General features: G+C 64.1%; 16 protein-coding genes. 10 read left to right on the top strand and 6 right to left on the bottom strand.

From position 1 onward, the window contains the following. The coding region (locus FHS31_RS14425) for a fumarylacetoacetate hydrolase family protein (protein WP_167074775.1) at nt 1–433 on the bottom strand (433 nt) is incomplete at its 3' end. A 177-nt stretch (nt 434–610) separates the two neighbouring features. On the opposite strand from FHS31_RS14425, the gene FHS31_RS14420 reads away from it, so the two are divergent. Next, a complete protein-coding gene (locus FHS31_RS14420; RefSeq protein ID WP_167074758.1) occupies nt 611–1,711 on the top strand; it encodes an amidohydrolase family protein in 1,101 nt (366 codons plus the stop codon). A gap of 21 nt (nt 1,712–1,732) precedes the next feature. Here the strand turns inward: FHS31_RS14420 and FHS31_RS14415 are convergent, their stop codons facing one another. Next, a complete protein-coding gene (locus tag FHS31_RS14415) occupies nt 1,733–2,320 on the bottom strand; it encodes a transcriptional regulator, SarA/Rot family (RefSeq protein ID WP_167074756.1) in 588 nt (195 codons plus the stop codon). A 215-nt stretch (nt 2,321–2,535) separates the two neighbouring features. Between FHS31_RS14415 and FHS31_RS14410 the strand changes: the two genes are divergently transcribed. The 9 genes from FHS31_RS14410 to FHS31_RS14370 all read left to right on the top strand — a co-directional run bounded on the left by FHS31_RS14410 (nt 2,536) and on the right by FHS31_RS14370 (nt 9,412). Further along, complete coding sequence (locus FHS31_RS14410) at nt 2,536–3,333, top strand: IclR family transcriptional regulator (RefSeq protein ID WP_167074754.1); 798 nt, start codon at nt 2,536–2,538, stop codon at nt 3,331–3,333. A 78-nt stretch (nt 3,334–3,411) separates the two neighbouring features. Then, the gene (locus FHS31_RS14405) at nt 3,412–4,644 is read left to right on the top strand and encodes an aromatic ring-hydroxylating dioxygenase subunit alpha (RefSeq protein ID WP_167074752.1); all 1,233 of its coding nucleotides are present in this window, start codon (nt 3,412–3,414) and stop codon (nt 4,642–4,644) included. Then, on the top strand, nt 4,641–5,111 hold the full coding sequence (locus FHS31_RS14400; protein ID WP_341786368.1) for an aromatic-ring-hydroxylating dioxygenase subunit beta: 471 nt from the start codon (nt 4,641–4,643) through the stop codon (nt 5,109–5,111). The genes FHS31_RS14405 and FHS31_RS14400 overlap by 4 nt, the downstream gene beginning before the upstream one ends. 8 nt (nt 5,112–5,119) lie before the next feature. After that, on the top strand, nt 5,120–6,337 hold the full coding sequence (locus FHS31_RS14395) for an NAD(P)/FAD-dependent oxidoreductase (protein ID WP_167074750.1): 1,218 nt from the start codon (nt 5,120–5,122) through the stop codon (nt 6,335–6,337). 22 nt (nt 6,338–6,359) lie between these two features. Then, complete coding sequence (locus FHS31_RS14390; RefSeq protein WP_167074748.1) at nt 6,360–6,677, top strand: non-heme iron oxygenase ferredoxin subunit; 318 nt, start codon at nt 6,360–6,362, stop codon at nt 6,675–6,677. Then, nucleotides 6,610–7,257: a nuclear transport factor 2 family protein gene (locus tag FHS31_RS14385; protein WP_341786367.1), complete on the top strand. Its 648-nt coding sequence runs from the start codon at nt 6,610–6,612 to the stop codon at nt 7,255–7,257. The genes FHS31_RS14390 and FHS31_RS14385 overlap by 68 nt, the downstream gene beginning before the upstream one ends. 211 nt (nt 7,258–7,468) lie before the next feature. After that, nucleotides 7,469–7,843, top strand: coding sequence for a nuclear transport factor 2 family protein (locus tag FHS31_RS14380; protein ID WP_167074744.1), 375 nt, complete (start codon nt 7,469–7,471; stop codon nt 7,841–7,843). Further along, nucleotides 7,843–8,625: an SDR family NAD(P)-dependent oxidoreductase gene (locus FHS31_RS14375; RefSeq protein ID WP_208408742.1), complete on the top strand. Its 783-nt coding sequence runs from the start codon at nt 7,843–7,845 to the stop codon at nt 8,623–8,625. The genes FHS31_RS14380 and FHS31_RS14375 overlap by 1 nt, the downstream gene beginning before the upstream one ends. 46 nt (nt 8,626–8,671) lie before the next feature. Continuing rightward, on the top strand, nt 8,672–9,412 hold the full coding sequence (locus tag FHS31_RS14370; RefSeq protein WP_167074742.1) for an SDR family NAD(P)-dependent oxidoreductase: 741 nt from the start codon (nt 8,672–8,674) through the stop codon (nt 9,410–9,412). Between the two features lie 7 nt (nt 9,413–9,419). Here FHS31_RS14370 and FHS31_RS14365 read toward each other — a convergent pair whose 3' ends face one another. Genes FHS31_RS14365 through FHS31_RS14350 form a run of 4 tightly spaced genes read right to left on the bottom strand, consistent with a single transcriptional unit; the run spans nt 9,420 to nt 15,426 of the window. Beyond that, complete coding sequence (locus FHS31_RS14365) at nt 9,420–9,623, bottom strand: hypothetical protein (RefSeq protein WP_167074740.1); 204 nt, start codon at nt 9,621–9,623, stop codon at nt 9,420–9,422. Between the two features lie 34 nt (nt 9,624–9,657). Continuing rightward, the gene (locus FHS31_RS14360; protein ID WP_167074739.1) at nt 9,658–11,079 is read right to left on the bottom strand and encodes an efflux transporter outer membrane subunit; all 1,422 of its coding nucleotides are present in this window, start codon (nt 11,077–11,079) and stop codon (nt 9,658–9,660) included. Between the two features lies 1 nt (nt 11,080). After that, nucleotides 11,081–14,248, bottom strand: coding sequence for an efflux RND transporter permease subunit (locus FHS31_RS14355; RefSeq protein WP_167074737.1), 3,168 nt, complete (start codon nt 14,246–14,248; stop codon nt 11,081–11,083). Continuing rightward, nucleotides 14,248–15,426 (bottom strand): efflux RND transporter periplasmic adaptor subunit, encoded by a 1,179-nt coding sequence (locus FHS31_RS14350; protein ID WP_167074735.1) that lies wholly within the window; start codon nt 15,424–15,426, stop codon nt 14,248–14,250. The genes FHS31_RS14355 and FHS31_RS14350 overlap by 1 nt, the downstream gene beginning before the upstream one ends. Nucleotides 15,427–15,589 lie beyond the last annotated feature (163 nt).

Below are 15,589 nucleotides of genomic sequence, written 5' to 3'. Positions count from 1 at the left end.
AGATATACTTCCCGCCCTTGCCGATCACCACGCCGAGCTCGGCCTCGTAATCGAGCTTCTCGGTCACGCCCGGATCGATAGCGTCATAGGGGCCGGTGATGCAGGTCGTCTGCTTGTTGAACCACAATTGCTTGGCCGGCGTCGCCACGCCCGCGCGCTGCGCTTCCTCGCGGTGCTGCTGATAGTTCATGCCGATCGCCAGATATTTGGCGGGGCGCTCGATCGGCGCCAGCAGCTCAGCGTCCGCCAGCGGCATCGCCACCGGACCATCGGCGGCAAGCTTGCGTACCGCATCCAGCGCAGCATCCCCGCCCGCGATCAGCGCCCGCATCGTCGGATAGCGGCCTGCCAGCGCTTCCAGCGCAACGATGTCCTCGCCCCGCACCACGCCCAGCCGCGCGCCGTCCGGCGTCGCAAACCGCAAAATCCTCATGCCCTCAACTCCGCTCCTGGCTCCGAGCCGACGGCACGCTACACCCCCGCCAAAGCTCGCGCCGTTCCAATTTCGATACATGCGTCTGCAATCGTTTCCCTTGAAACGCAATCCGTTTATCGTCCAACAAGGCCAACGCAAAATGCGCGTCGAAGTGCATGACCAAGGAGATGGACAATGATCAATCAGACGGATCTTTCGACACCCCATACAGGCCTATGCGGCTGCGCGCATTCGCGCCGATCGTTCCTCACCGGGGCGGGTGCAGCGTTGGGAGCGGGGCTCGGATTAAGCCTGGGAGGATCGGCCGAGGCCGCGCAAGGCGGCATGGTCGCGAACCGCATCGACGTTCACCATCATTTCGACCCGTCGCAGCTCGCGCAGGGCAAGACGGGGCCGGCGATGCCGGGCCGCTGGGATCTGTCGCGAGACCTGGACGACATGGCGCGGGGCGGCGTCGCGACCGCGATGCTCTCGTGGTTTGCTCCTCCGGATCCGTCCGCCGCGGCGCGGGCGGCGACCGCACGCGCGATCAATGACGCAGGCGCGCGGCTGGTCGCCGATCATCCCGGCCGGTTCCGCCTGCTCGTCGATCTGCCACTTCCCGATATCGACGTCTGCCTTGCGGAACTGACCTACGGGCTCGACACGCTCCATGCCGACGGCGTCGTTCTCCTCACCAACGATGGCAAGCGCTGGCTCGGCGATCCTTATTACGATCCGCTCTTCGCCGAGCTCAACCGGCGTCGCGCGGTGGTGTTCGTCCACCCGGTCTCCGCCGCCTGCTGCCGCAACCTCGTCGCGGGCGTGCCCGATACTTTGATCGAATATGGCGCCGATTCGACCCGCTGCATCGCCAGCCTGATCTTCAACGGCACGACCACGCGGTTTCCGGATGTACGATTCATCTTTTCACACGGTGGCGGTGCGACGATGGCGGTGATCGAACGCTTCCTCGGCGGCACCCATGGCGAAATCGTACCGGGGATCGAGACGCAGGGCGTCGCGATGTTCCCGGCGAAACAGCCGCCCGCGGGCGCGCTGGCTGAGCTGCGGCGGCTGTATTTCGATACCGCGCAGGCGAGCAACGCGGTTGTTCTCGGTGCGCTTAAGCAGGTCATGCCGATATCGCAGATCCTGTACGGGACGGACTATCAGTTCCAGACTGCGGAAGTCACGAGCCGGGAATTGCGCTTGGCGCGCGTCTTCAGCCCGGCGGAGTTGCGAGAGATCGAGCGCGGCAATGCGCTCCGTCTCTTCCCACACGCCGCCGGGTAGCGGAGCCGCCCGGAACGCTGGTCAGGCGGCGGATACGCTTTTGCGCCGCGCCAGCGCGGTGGGCGTTACGCGGGCCGGTGCGGCGGGCCGGGATCGGCTCGCGCGCTCCGGCTCGGCCGGGCTGCCGATCTCCAGATCGTCATCTGTGGAAAACCGATTCAGATTTTCTACGATGACGTGCAGAATGCGTGTGAGGTTGGAAACGTCGACCGGCGAGAGACCGGCGATCATATCGGCCTGCGTTCCCAGCGCCCAGGGAATCACGTCATTGACGATCGCGCGTCCCTTCTCGGTCAGCGTCACGCGAACCGTGCGCTGATCCTGCAGTGTTCGTTTGCGCTTGATCAGCCCGTCACGCTGAACGGATTTACTGATCCGCGACAAGGTCGATACCTCAATCGACGTCAGCTCGGACAGTTCGCGGTGAGAAAGATCATCATGCTGCCAAAGAACGGCCAAAATCCGCCATACCGCAACATTTATTCCGAACCGCGCCAACTGACCTGCGGACGCAACTTCAAGTTGCGAATGAATATGCTTGAACAGGTAAGGGAGATGTTCGGATAGCTCGAAGCTGAAGAGGGTCTTTGAAACGGCTTTCTCGGTCACGCCAACCTCTGGAGATCTTATGGACCGAAAAAGCACGGCCACCCCTTGACGGGAATCAAGTAGCGCGGGCTGCCCAATAGGGTCAACTATTGCGTATGAAACGATAAAAGGGCTGATGCCGCTGCATTATAGTGCAGTCGGTGAGGTGGTATTTGGGCGCGCTGCCTAAGCGCCCGGTCTAGCCGGGCCGGCGGCTGGAGGATAAAGCTATTGCGATGGAGCCGTTTTCCGAGCCCTTTGAACTCAGCGGCGCGAGGCGGCGCGGCATCAATTCCGTCGAGCAAGGCGTCGCGGTTCTCCAGGCCGTCGTGGAACTTCGCGCGGCCGCCTCCCTGAAGGATATCGCACGCGTGGCGCGGCTGGATTCCAGCCAAGCGCACCGATATATTTCCAGCCTGGTCAATTGCGGCATGGTTCGTCAGGATCCGGCGACCGGCCTTTATGACCTTGGGCCGACCGCGCTCCGCACCGGCCTGGCAGCGCTCGCCCGGCTCGATCCAATCGCGCAGATCGATGAGGCAGCCCGCGATCTTGCCCGGCGCTGCGGCGGCACAGTGCTTCTTGCCGTCTGGGCGATCGGCGGACCGACCATCATCCGGTGGTATCATGGTACGCCGCCGGTATATACCGCACTCACGATTGGATCGGTGCTGCCCCTGACCGCGTCGGCGACCGGAAAGATATTTCTCGCCTTTCTTGCCGATCCGCTGCTTGCTCCCCTGTTGAAGAGCGAAGGCATTTCGGCGCCGGATCACGATCCGAAGCTCGCCGAGGAGCGCGGCTGCGTGCGCGCGGCTCATTTCGCCACCGTCGACAATAGGGTCATTCCGGGGTTGCGGGCGATGTCGAGCCCGGTGCTTGGCGCGGGCGAACGGATCATCGCCGCCCTTGCGATCATCGCCTCGGATGCGACACCTCCCGTGGTGGACGCCGAACGGGCGGCCGCTCTGCTGACGACATGCCGTGGCCTGACACTCGACCTTGGGGGCCATTGGGGCGGACCTTCCCGTTAGTCCGTTCATCGATCGCTATTGTCCATTAGACAATACGCTGCTAAATATCCAGCACGGCATCCCGGAGCTTCGTGCACAATGACTCGGCATTTTCCTCACGATTGGCAGTCGGCCAACGTCTCGCGGATACCTTATCCGCTCTATACCGATGAAGACGTCTACCGGCGCGAGCTTGAGGCGATCTTCTATGGTCCGCACTGGAGCTATGTCGGGCTTTCGTGCGAGATTTCGGGGCCGGGTGACTATAAGGAGACCAGCATCGGCGAGCGCTCGGTGATCATGGTCCGCGATCCCGACGGGTCGATCAACGTCGTCGAAAATCACTGCGCGCACCGCGGCGTGAAATTCTGCCAGGAGCGGTTCGGCACGGTAAAGAGCTTCATCTGCCCCTATCACCAATGGAACTACAATCTGAAAGGCGATCTGACGGGCTTGCCGTTCCGCCGCGGCTTCAAGGGCCAAGGCGGCATGCCCGCCGATTTCGATACCAAGCAGCACGGCCTGACCAAGCTCCACGTCGCCGAGCATAATGGCGTTGTCTTCGCAACCTTCAGCGCCGACACGCCGCCGCTGCTTGATTATATCGGACCCAAGATCCTCGAGTGGTTTGAGCGCACCTTCGACGGGCGCGAACTGACTTTGCTCGGCTATTCGCGCCAGCGCATTCCCGGCAATTGGAAGCTGATGCAGGAGAATATCAAGGACCCCTATCATCCGGGGCTACTGCATACCTGGTTCGTCACCTTCGGGCTGTGGCGTGCCGACCAGAGCTCGCGGATGATCATGGATGAGCATGGCCGTCATGCGGCGATGGTCTCGGCCAAGAACGCGGGCGGCGGCGGCGAGGTCACGCAGAACGTGTCCAGCTTCAAGGCCGACATGGCGCTCAACGACGATCGCATGCTCGATATCGTGCCCGAGGAATGGTGGAAGGGGCCGACGGTCGTGATGACGACGATCTTCCCCAGCCTGATCCTCCAGCAACAGGTCAATTCGGTCTCGACCCGCCAGATCCAGCCGCGTGGGCCAGGCAAGTTCGATTTTGTCTGGACGCATTTCGGCTTCAAGGACGACACCCCCGAGATGACGCGGCGGCGGCTGCGTCAGGCGAACCTCTTCGGCCCGGCAGGGTTCGTTTCGGCGGATGACGGCGAGGTCATCGAATTTTCGCAGCAGGGGTTCGAACAGGATCCGGCGAACGAGACTTATGCCGAGCTGGGCGGAACCGATGTCGCGGATACCGAGCATATGGTCACCGAGACGCTGATCCGCGGCATGTACGGCTATTATCGCAAGGTGATGGACCTGTGATCGATCCATCCGTTCGCTTCGCCATCGAGCAGCTTTACGCCGCTTACACCTCGGCGCTCGATAATGGCCGCTTCGATGACTGGCCCGATTTTTTCATCGAGGACGGGCGCTATGTGCTGATCCCGCGCGAAAACCATGATCGCGGCTTGCCGCTGGCGACGATGTCGCTCGAAAGCCGCGGCATGATGAAAGACCGCGTCTACGGGGTCATCAACACGCTGTTTCATGCGCCTTATTATCAGCGCCATATTCTCGGGCCGATGCGGATCGAGGAGGACGGGGACGCGCTGCTCGTCGAGGCCAATTATGTCGTGTTCCGGACCAAGCGCAACGAAATGTCGGAGGTATTCAATACCGGCCGCTATATCGATCGGATCGTTAACACAGACGACGGCCTGCGGTTTGCCGAGAAATTGTGCGTGTTCGATAGCGAGATGATTCCCAACTCGATCATCTACCCGATCTGAAGCCGATCATGACGGCAATGCTGATTATCGGCGCGGGCGAAGCCGGGATCGCGGCCGCCGGGGCGCTGCGCGAAGCAGGCCACGTCGGGCGTGTCCTCGTCGTCGGAGAGGAGCCGCACCATCCTTATGCGCGGCCGCCGCTCTCCAAGGCGGTGCTGACCGAGGATGCCTGCCCGGTGGAGCACATCCGCAGCGCGGAATGGCTCGAAGAACGCGGGATCGAATTATGGCTCGGCGCCTGCGTTGAGTCGGTGGATGCGGCCGCGCATAGCGCCGAGATCGTGCGGGGCGCGGAGCGATGTGTCGTCCCTTATGATAAGCTGCTGATCGCCACGGGCGCCGCGCCGCGGCATCTGCCCTCGCTCGATCCGCTCGGCGGCCTCGTGACCTATCTCCGCAATTGGGAGGAGGCGATAGCGCTGCGATCGCGGTTGGCGCGGGCGCAATCGGTGGTGATCGTCGGCGGTGGCGTGATCGGTCTGGAGGTCGCGTCGTCGGCCATCAAACTGGGGTGTACTGTGACGGTCATCGAACCCGCCCCGCGCCTGATGGCGCGGGCGTTGGCGGCGGGCACATCGGAGATGCTGCTCGATCTTCACCGCACCGCCGGCGTATACGTCAGGCTTGGCGTGGGGCTCGCGTCTGCAAAATTGGTCGATGGGTACGCCGAGCTGACCCTCGATGATGGTGACCGGATCGACGCAGACTTGGTGGTCGCGGCGATCGGTGTCGTTCCCAATGACCTGCTGGCGAGCCGGCTGGGCTGCGCGGTGGATCAGGGCATCCTGGTCGATGCAAATTGCGCGACCAGCGTCGCCGATGTCTTCGCGGCGGGCGATGTCGCGCGGCTCGTCCATCCGCTGGCGGACGAGCCCATCCGGGTCGAAGCCTGGCAGCATGCCCGGCGGCACGGCGCACACGCCGCGCGGGCGATGCTGGGCGACACCTCGCCTTATGCCGAAATCCCCTGGTTCTGGACGGACCAGCATGGCGTCAACATCCAGGTCGCCGGTTTGCCCGGGCTCGCCGACAGCCATGTCGAGCGGGGAGCGACGACGCTGCATCTGCAAGGCGACCGATTGATCGCCGCGACCACGATCGACAATGGCCGCGATATCCGGCCCGCCACCAAGATGATCGCCGCGGGCTGGAGCGGCCCTGTCGCCGCGCTCACGGATCCAAGCATCCCGCTGGCGCGTCTGGCGCAGGCGCCGATCCCCGCTTAAAACCGCTCTACAGGAGAAGCCAATGAGTGATGAATGGACGCCGGTGGCGGCGACGGGCGATGTTAGTGAGGATCAGCCGTCGGTCGGCAACGTCGACGGTGCGGAGATCGCGATCTACAAGGTCGACGGAGACTATTTCGCGACCTCCAATATTTGCACGCACGGCCTCGCGCGGTTGTCGGATGGATATCTCGACGGCTTCCTGATCGAATGCCCGCTGCATCAGGGGCTGTTCGATATTCGCAACGGCAAGTGCGCCGGCGATCCGGTCGATGTGGATCTGGCAAGCTATGACGTGCGCGTTGTCAACGATACGGTCGAAGTCCGCCTCCGCGCCTAGATCAGCCCGGTCGCAGTCCCGCTATTTCCGTCGGACGCACTCTCGCGTACAAGGCGGCGAGAGTCGCAATAAGCGTCCAAAAAATAGCAAGCTGGAGAGCGCCATGGTCTGTATTTCTACGATCGACATCCAAACCAGGCTCGACGTTCAAGAACTGTTGAGCCACTTTTCGCATTTCCTGGATCATGACCGCGGCGCGTGCTGGGCCGATCTTTTCACGACCGATGGCGTTTTCGAATGTGCTGACGGCAATAGGCTGTGCGGCGCTGCCGAATTGGCGACCCTGCCCTCAATGGTGAATGAGCGCGGGCATGGCGCCTGGCGGCATCTCATCACCGCGCCGATCATCCAGCGGTGCAATACCCGCAAGGAGATGTCCGTACACGCTTATTGCCAGGTTCTCGATATGGACGAGAACAGCGCGGTCGCGGCGTTTTATGATCTCGATCTCACGCTTCGGCACGCGGCGCGCTGGCGGATCAGCCATGCGCTGGCCCGGCGGGTCGGCGTGTCCGTCAGCGCCAATATCGGCGCCGCAGCGATGGCGAATACGGCGTCGGCGCAACGATCGCTGCAATAGCTTAAAGCCAACTCGATCACGGTATATCTGTCGGTCGCTGTGGCCGAAGACCCGGACGTCTGCGCTCGGCCGCCCATTTCGTGTGGAAATGGCAAGCATAGCAACACGCTATTTGTTTTCATGCTTCCGAACGAGCAAAGCGTGCCTCCACAAGGCTTGAAAATGCCATTAGCCGCCGCGGCATAAGCTGCCGGTGCCCTGGGGGATGGGTGTGACCGAGACTGAAGAGTATCTGAGGCTGGACGAGGCATTCTTTTCCGCGCTCGAACGCGGTGACTCCGCCACCATCGCCCAATGCTATGGCCAGCAGATGCGGATCTGGAACAACGCCCAACAGGTCGAAATGACCGGCGCCGAACATATCGCGGGTCTGGAGGCCTTCTTTTTTCCGCGCTTTCTGAACCGTGTTTACGAGAATAAGCGCACCGATCTGCTCTCCGATGGCTTTGTGCGGCAGCAGGTGTTGAGCGCAACCTTCGATGGCGAGCCGGTTCGTATCCCGATGTGCCTGATATGCCGGGTCACAGAGGGGCGCATCAGCCGGATCGATGAATATCTGACGCTGTCCGCCATCCCGCAAACCTGATGGCGCAGCATTCACCGCATCGGGAGGAAGCCGGACTGCGCCCGCTCGAAGCCAAGGTGATCATCGTCACCGGCGCACTGGGCGGCATCGGCGGGGCCGCTGCCCGTGAACTGGTGGCGGCGGGCGTCCATGTTGTGGCGACCGACATCACGCCCGCGGGGGACGAGGCACTCGCGCAATGGGGCGCCGATGCCTCCTTCTTCCGGGCCGATCTGACGCAGGAGGATCAGGTTGCCGCACTCGTCGCCCATACGCTGGAGCGCCACGGCCGCCTCGACGGCGCCTTCAATAATGCCGGCATCGAGCAGCACGGCAAGCCGCTGACCCAATTGGATGCCGCGGAATGGGATCGCGTCCTCCACATCAACCTCGGCAGCATGTTCTTTTGTCTGAAGCATCAGATTCCCGCCATGGCCTCCGGCGGATCGATCGTGCTTACCTCGTCCATCCTGGGGCAGGTCGCGGTGCCTAATGCGGCCGAATATATCGCATCGAAGCACGCCGTGATCGGCCTGATGCGCGCGGCGGCGATCGAGGGTGGGCCGCTCGGCATCCGCGTCAACGCGGTGCTGCCCGGCGCTGTCGATACGCCGCTTCTCCGGCGGCAGTTCGACGATCCCGCGCTGCTTCCGATGATGGAGGCGGTTCGCAAGGCACATCCGCTGGGCCGCTTCGCCTTGCCGGAAGAGATCGCCAAGGCCGTGAAATGGCTGTTGTCGGGGGAAAGCAGCTTCACGACCGGCGCGACGATCAGCATCGATGGCGGCTTTACCGCGACCTAGCCGTCGCGCCTTCCCGGCAGCGACATTAACCAAGCAGAGATAAGCCATGGCGGCGGAATTTACGGATCGGGTGGCGCTGGTGACGGGCGCGGCGGGCGGCATCGGACGCGCCAGCGCGCTCGCCTTCGCCGCGCGGGGCGCATCGGTCGTCTTGTGGGACGTATCGGACATGGGAGAAACCGCGGCGATGGTGGAAGGCCTCGGGGCAAAGACGCTCACGACCAAGATCGATGTCTCGAACGGCGCATCGGTCCGCGAGGGCATCGATGCGGCGATTCGGACGTTCGGCCGCCTGGACTTCGCCCACAACAATGCCGGCATTTCGGCGATGGCGCCCTTGGCCGACATTGAAGAGGCCGACTGGAGCCGGGTGATCGGCGTCAACCTGACGGGCATCTTCCTCTGCATGAAATATCAGATGCCGCACCTAATCGCGTCCGGCGGCGCGATCGTGAACACGGCTTCGGTCTGGGGGTTGCAGGGCGCGGGCCTGTCTTCGCCTTATGTGGCGAGCAAGCATGGCGTCGTCGGGCTGACGCGGGCGGCGGCGCACGATTATGGCCCGCAGGGGGTGCGCGTGAACGCCGTCGCCCCCGGCCCCATCCGAACACCGATGACCGCGCCCGCGCCGGAAGAAGCGATGGCGGCGGTGGTCGCGCGAACCCGCGCCGGCCGCATGGGCGAACCGCAAGAGGTCGGCGAGGTCGTTGCCTGGCTTTGTTCGTCCGCCGCCTCTTACATCAACGGGGCTATCCTCCCCGTCGACGGCGGCTATCTGGTCACCTGACCAGCGCTCACGCGCCGGCCGGCGGCGGCCCCCTATGCTGATCGATGGTATCCGCCAGTCCGGTTACCGCCGCGATGAACCGATCGAGGTGCATCAGCGAAAGCTCCTTGTGGGCCATGGCCGCCGCGGGATTATCGGCCGCCAGTGCGCCGACCAGTTCGTCGACCGTTCGGCGGCCATGATAAAGACTGTCGAGAGGGTCCGCCTTCAAGCCTGCTTCCTTCGATCCCGGAAAGGCGCGGGGTTCATCGCAGCCCTCCGCCCAGCGAGCGATAGAGTTCAACCATGTTGGATTGCTCGGTCAGCCGTGTCGTGACGAGCGTCTGCTGTGCCGAATAGAGCGTGCGCTGCGCGTCCAGCACGGTCAGGAACGGATCGACGCCCGTGCGGTATCGCAGGTCCGACAGGCGCAGGCTTGCTGCCGCCGCCTCTTGCAGCCCAGTCTGGGCGGCCAGCTGGTCGCCGATCGTCGCGCGCTGCGCCAGGGCATCGGCAACTTCCTTGAAACCGGTCTGAATCGCCTTCTCATATTGCGCGATGGCGACATCGCGTGATGCCTTCGAATAGCGAAGGTTAGCCGCATTCTTGCCGAAATCGAAGATCGGAAGAGTCGCCTGCGGCTCGACCGACCAATTGCCGTTGCCGCTGCCGAACAGGCCCGACAGCGCTGGGCTGAGCGTGCCGAGCGCCGCGGTCAGGCTGATCGTCGGAAAGAAAGCGGCGCGGGCGGCGCCGATATCGGCATTGGCGGCGCGCAACTTATGCTCGGCCTCCGCGATGTCGGGGCGGCGCAACAGTACCATCGACGGCAGAGCGACCGGCAGATGGGGGATGGTGGCGCCGTTCTCGGGCAGGCCGTTGGGAAGTAGCTCGGCCGGCGGCGCCGCGCCCACCAGCAACTGGAGCGCGTTGAGATCCTGAGCGACCAGCGTCTTGCGCCGTGCGCTGTCGGCAAGCGCGCTCTCGTAGCTGGTCTGCGCTTGCCGCACGTCCAGCTCGCTCGCCGTTCCAACTTTTAGGCGGGTCCGGGCGAGATCGAGCATCGTCCGATTGCTTGTGACGGTGGCGGTTGCAACGGCGAGCCCCGCCTGATCGGCGCCGAGCGTCAGATAGGCGGTGGCGACCTCGCTGATCAGCAGAACCTGCGCAGCGTTGCGCGCCTCTTCGCTGGCCAGATAGGTCTCGAACGCTTCCTTGCTCTGGTTGCGCAGGCGGCCAAACAGATCGATCTCCCACGAGGAGATGCCGATGCTGCCCTGATAGATGTCGATCCGGCGCGGGGTCGATACGCCCGAAGTCGGAACACCCTGGGTTGCAAGCTGGCCCCGCGACTGCTTCTCGAATGTGGCACTGCCGGACGCCGAGATCGTCGGGAAGAGTTCGGCCTTCCGTTCGCCGAATTGGGCACGGCTCTGCGCCACGTTCGCCACCGCGATCCGCAGATCACGGTTGTTGGCGAGCGCGAGCTCGATCAGTTTCTGCAGCCGGGGCTCGGTGAAAAAATCGCGCCAGGCGACATCGGCCGGATCGACCGCGCTCGGATCGGGACTGGCGGCGGGCAAGGTCGGCGGCACTGGCAAAGCGGGCCGCACATAATGCGGCGCAAAGTCGCAGCCGCCAAGCGTAAGGGCGGCGGTCAGGGTCAGGCTCAGGGTTGTACGGCGCATATCATTCCCCTTGCGGCGAGGCGGAGGAGAGCGTCGGCTCTTCGCTGGTATCGGCGGGGTGCTTCTCGTCCTCATGCCCGAACAGCTTCTTCACCAGCACGAAAAAGACCGGCACGAAGAAGATCGCGAGCAAAGTGCCGGACAGCATGCCGCCGACCACCGCGCGGCCGATCGCATGGCGGCCCGCCGACCCCGCGCCGGTCGAAATCGCCAGTGGCAGCACGCCGAAGACGAACGCGAGGCTGGTCATCAGGATCGGTCGAAGCCGGAGCTTCGCCGACTCCAAAGCCGCTTCGACAACACCCATGCCGCCCGCGACACGCTCCTCGGCGAATTCAACGATCAGGATCGCATTCTTCGAGGCAAGGCCCACGGTGGTGATCAGGCCGACCTGGAAATAGATGTCGTTGTCGAGGCCCGTAATCGTCGCCGCGATCACCGCGCCGACCACACCCAGCGGCACGACCAGCAGCACCGCGATCGGCACCGACCAGCTTTCGTACAGCGCGGCGAGGCACAGGAACACGATCAGCAGCGACAGGCCGTAGAGCGGCAGCGCCTGCCCGCTCGATGCCATCTGTTCATAAGACAGGCCTGTCCAGTCGAAGCTGAAGCCGGGCGGCAATTTCGCGGCCAGTGACGCCATCGCGTTCATCGCGTCGCCGCTGCTCTTGCCCGGCACGGCCATGCCCTGCAGCTCCATCGCCGGTGCGCCGTTGTAGCGCTCGAGCCGGCTCGGCCCCATCGTCCAGCTGGTATCCGAGAAAGCGGAGATCGGCGTCATGACGTTGTTGGAGCCGCGCACGAACAGCGCGTTGACGTCCTCGGGCCGGGTACGGAACGGCGCATCGGCCTGGACGAACACCTTCTTGACGCGGCCGCGATCGATGAAGTCGTTGATATAGGCGCCGCCCAGCGCGGTGCTCAGCGTATCGCTGATGTCGGTCGGGGCGAGCCCGAGCGCGGTCGCGCGGGGCAGATCGAGATTGACCTTTAGCTGCGGCGCATCCTCGAGCCCGTTCGGGCGCACCTGGGTGAGCGTCTTGTCCTGCATCGACATGCCGAGCAGCTGGTTGCGCGCGGCGGTCAGTGCGGCGTGGTCATGATCGCCATTGTCCTTCAATTCGAAATCGAACCCGGTGGCGTTGCCCAGCTCGAGCACCGCCGGCGGCGCGAATGCGATCACCTTGGCCTGCGGCACCGCCCGCGCCATGCTCATGATCGCCCGGTTGGCGATCTGCTGCGCGCTGTTCTTCGATCCCTTGCGATCGTCCCACGACTTCAACCGCAGGAAGGCCGTGCCGACATTCTGGCCGGTGCCGCCGAAGCTGAACCCTGAGATGTTGAAGAAACCGTCGACGTTGTCCTTCTCGTCGACCAGGAAATGCTTGCGCACCGTGGCCATCGCCGCCTCGGTCTTGGCGACGGGGGTTCCCGCCGGCATGACCACCTGCGCGAACAGCACGCCCTGATCCTCATCGGGCAGGAAGCCGCCGGGCAGCCGCACGAACAGCAGCACCATGCCCGCGCAGACCAGCCCATAGACCAGCAACGTCCGGACCCAATGCCGGTTCGCGGCGGTGACGCCGCCCGCATAATGATCGCGCGTGCGATCGAACTTGGTGTTGAACCAGCCGGAAAAGCCGCCCTTGCGCTTCTCCTCCTTGGCGCGCGGCTTGAGCAAGGTCCCGCACAGCGCGGGCGTCAACGTCAAAGCCACCATCACCGACAGCACCATCGACGCGACGATGGTGATCGAGAATTGGCGATAGACCACGCCCCCTGAGCCGCCGAAGAACGCCATCGGCAGGAACACCGCCGACAGCACCACGCCGATGCCGATCAGCGCGCCGCTGACTTCGTCCATCGATTTGTGTGCCGCTTGCAGCGGCGAGAGGCCTTCCTCATTGATCAGCCGCTCGACATTCTCGACCACGACGATCGCGTCGTCGACCAGCAGGCCGATGGCGAGCACCGTGCCGAACAGGGTCAGCGTATTGATCGTGAAGCCCACCGCGTAGAGGATCCCGAACGTGCCGAGCAGCACCACCGGCACCGCGATCGTCGGGATCAGCGTCGCCCGCCAGTTCTGCAGGAACAGCAGCATGACGAGGAACACGAGCACCACCGCCTCGATCAACGTCTGCACGACCTCGTGGATCGACAGGGTGACGAACGGCGTCGAATCGAACGGATAAGCGACCTGAATATCCTGAGGGAAGGTCTTTTGCAGGCGCGCGATCTCTGCCTTGACGTTGCGCACCGTTTCCAGCGCGTTGGCGCCGGGCGCGAGCTTGACCGCGATGCCGCTGGCAGGCTGACCATTGTAGCGTGAGATCGTGCTGGCGGCTTCCGCGCCGATCTCGACCCGGGCGACATCGCCGAGCGTCACGGTCGATCCGTCGGTGTTGGTCTTGAGCACGATCGCGCGGAACTGCTCGGCGGTCTGGAGCCGCGATTGGGCGGTGACTACCGCATTGATCGCCTGGTTCTTCACGGTCGGCAAACCGCCGATCTGTCCTGCCGAAACCTGCGCATTCTGGGCGGTAATCGCATTGCGGATGTCGCCGGTTGTGATCTTCAGGCCCTGCATCTTGTAGGGATCGATCCACACCCGCATCGCATATTGCGAGCCGAACAATTGGGTGTCGCCGACGCCGGTGATGCGGCTCAGCGGATCTTGCATCTTGGCCGCGACCAAGTCGCCGATATCGTCCTGATCGTGGCTGCCGTCCTTGGAATAGACCGCGATCACCAATGCGAAATTCTTGACCGATTTGGCGACACGCAGCCCCTGGAGCTGGACCGCCTGCGGCAGCAAGGCGGTCGCCGCCTGCACCTTGTTCTGGACCTGGACCTGCGCGGTATCGGGGTTGGTGCCTTGCGCGAAGGTGAGCGTCACCACGGCCGTTCCCGACGCATCGCTGGTCGAGGAGAAATAATTGAGGTGATCGATGCCCTTGAGCTGCTGCTCGATGACCTGCGTGGTGGTATTCTCCAGCGTCTGGGCATCGGCACCCGGATAGGTGGCGGTGACCGAGATTGCGGGAGGAGCGATGTTGGGGAACTGGGCGATCGCCATCGATCGGATCGCCAGCACGCCGATCAACATCAGCACGATCGCGACGACCCAGGCGAAAATCGGCCGGTCGATGAAATAACGGGACATCAGGGGTGTCCCTGTCCGGGCTGTGATCCAGGGGCGCCCGGCGGCGGCGCGGGCGGCACGGTGCCGGCCGGATGCGCCTGCACCTTCATGCCCGGCATCACGCCGACCAGCCCTTCGGTGACCACGCGGTCACCCGGCTTGAGGCCGGCCGTGACCAGCCATTTATCGCCGACCGTCTGGCGGGTGGTGACGACGCGCGGCTGGAGCTTGTCGTCGGGGCCGAGCACCAGCGCCGTTGCCTGCCCGCGCTCGTTGCGCGAGATTCCCGCCTGGGGCACGAGCAGGCCTTGCGTCTGGACGCCCTCGACGATGCGGGCGCGGACATACAGGCCGGGGAGCAACATGCCGTCGGGATTGGGGAAGGTGGCGCGCAGCGTCACCGATCCCGTATTCTGATCGACCGTTACCTCGGCGAATTCCAGCTTGCCCTCTTGTCCGTAGGTCTGGCCGTTGGGCAGCAGGAGCTGGACGCGCGCGCTGTCAGGTTCCTGGCGGCTGACGCCGCCGCCGCTGACCGCCGCCTTGAGATCGAGCAATTGCGCCGCCGATTGCGAAACATCGACGTAAACGCTGTCCATCCGCTGGATCGTCGCCAGCGCATCGCTCTGGCCGTTGGCGACGAGCGCGCCTGGGGTCACCAGCGATCGGCCGATTCGTCCGGTGATCGGTGCCCGGACGCGGGTGAAGCCGAGATTGACCTGCGCGGTGCGAACGGATCCGCGCGCCGTGATGACCTGCGCCTGCGCCTGCCGAGCCGATGCGTCGGCGTTATCGGCATCCTGCTTGCTGACCGCGTTGGCGCCGGCCAGCTGGCGATAGCGATCGGCTTGCAGCGCCGTGGAGCGGATCGTCGCTTGCGCCTGGGCCAACTGCCCCTGCGCATTGAGCAGCGAGGCGCGGTAGGGGGCGTCTTCGATCACATACAGAATCTGACCAGCGTGAACGATCGAGCCTTCCTTGAACAGCCGCTCCCGCACGACCCCTGAAACCTGCGGCCGCACGTCGGACGTCTCCATCGCCGAGATGCGCCCGGGAAGCTCGGTCGTGAGCGTGACCGGCTCGGTCTTGAGGGTTACGAAGCCGACCGAGGGCGGCGGCGGCGCGGGCGGCGGCGCCTTGCCGCAGCCGCTGAGTACCGTGCCGGCAGCCGCAAGCGTGCAAAGCAGGAGACGGGTCATGTTCGGATCTCTCATTGGTTCGCGGCCTTGCGACGAGCACAAAAATATGCCGGATGGAACATATATATCGGGCGATACACTTGTGTCAAGTGATATATTTCTGTAAAGGGACCGAAAGAATGGATAGGAAGGGGAAAATGGCGGCGAGGGTACGCATCATCGG

The organism is Sphingomonas vulcanisoli, assembly GCF_011761305.1.
In the GTDB taxonomy this organism is placed as follows: domain Bacteria; phylum Pseudomonadota; class Alphaproteobacteria; order Sphingomonadales; family Sphingomonadaceae; genus Sphingomonas_I; species Sphingomonas_I vulcanisoli.
The sequence above is the reverse complement of the archived record's forward strand: the minus strand, read 5'-3'. Positions and strand labels throughout refer to the sequence as shown.

Excerpts from the sequence above, each read along its gene's own strand:
- FHS31_RS14405 (WP_167074752.1), top strand. The coding sequence starts at position 3,412 with ATGACTCGGCATTTTCCTCACGATTGGCAGTCGGCCAACGTCTCGCGG.
- FHS31_RS14390 (WP_167074748.1), top strand. The coding sequence starts at position 6,360 with ATGAGTGATGAATGGACGCCGGTGGCGGCGACGGGCGATGTTAGTGAG.
- FHS31_RS14350 (WP_167074735.1), bottom strand. The coding sequence starts at position 15,426 with ATGACCCGTCTCCTGCTTTGCACGCTTGCGGCTGCCGGCACGGTACTC.
- FHS31_RS14410 (WP_167074754.1), top strand. The coding sequence starts at position 2,536 with ATGGAGCCGTTTTCCGAGCCCTTTGAACTCAGCGGCGCGAGGCGGCGC.
- FHS31_RS14420 (WP_167074758.1), top strand. The coding sequence starts at position 611 with ATGATCAATCAGACGGATCTTTCGACACCCCATACAGGCCTATGCGGC.
- FHS31_RS14370 (WP_167074742.1), top strand. The coding sequence starts at position 8,672 with ATGGCGGCGGAATTTACGGATCGGGTGGCGCTGGTGACGGGCGCGGCG.
- FHS31_RS14360 (WP_167074739.1), bottom strand. The coding sequence starts at position 11,079 with ATGCGCCGTACAACCCTGAGCCTGACCCTGACCGCCGCCCTTACGCTT.
- FHS31_RS14375 (WP_208408742.1), top strand. The coding sequence starts at position 7,843 with ATGGCGCAGCATTCACCGCATCGGGAGGAAGCCGGACTGCGCCCGCTC.
- FHS31_RS14385 (WP_341786367.1), top strand. The coding sequence starts at position 6,610 with ATGTGGATCTGGCAAGCTATGACGTGCGCGTTGTCAACGATACGGTCG.
- FHS31_RS14395 (WP_167074750.1), top strand. The coding sequence starts at position 5,120 with ATGACGGCAATGCTGATTATCGGCGCGGGCGAAGCCGGGATCGCGGCC.
- FHS31_RS14355 (WP_167074737.1), bottom strand. The coding sequence starts at position 14,248 with ATGTCCCGTTATTTCATCGACCGGCCGATTTTCGCCTGGGTCGTCGCG.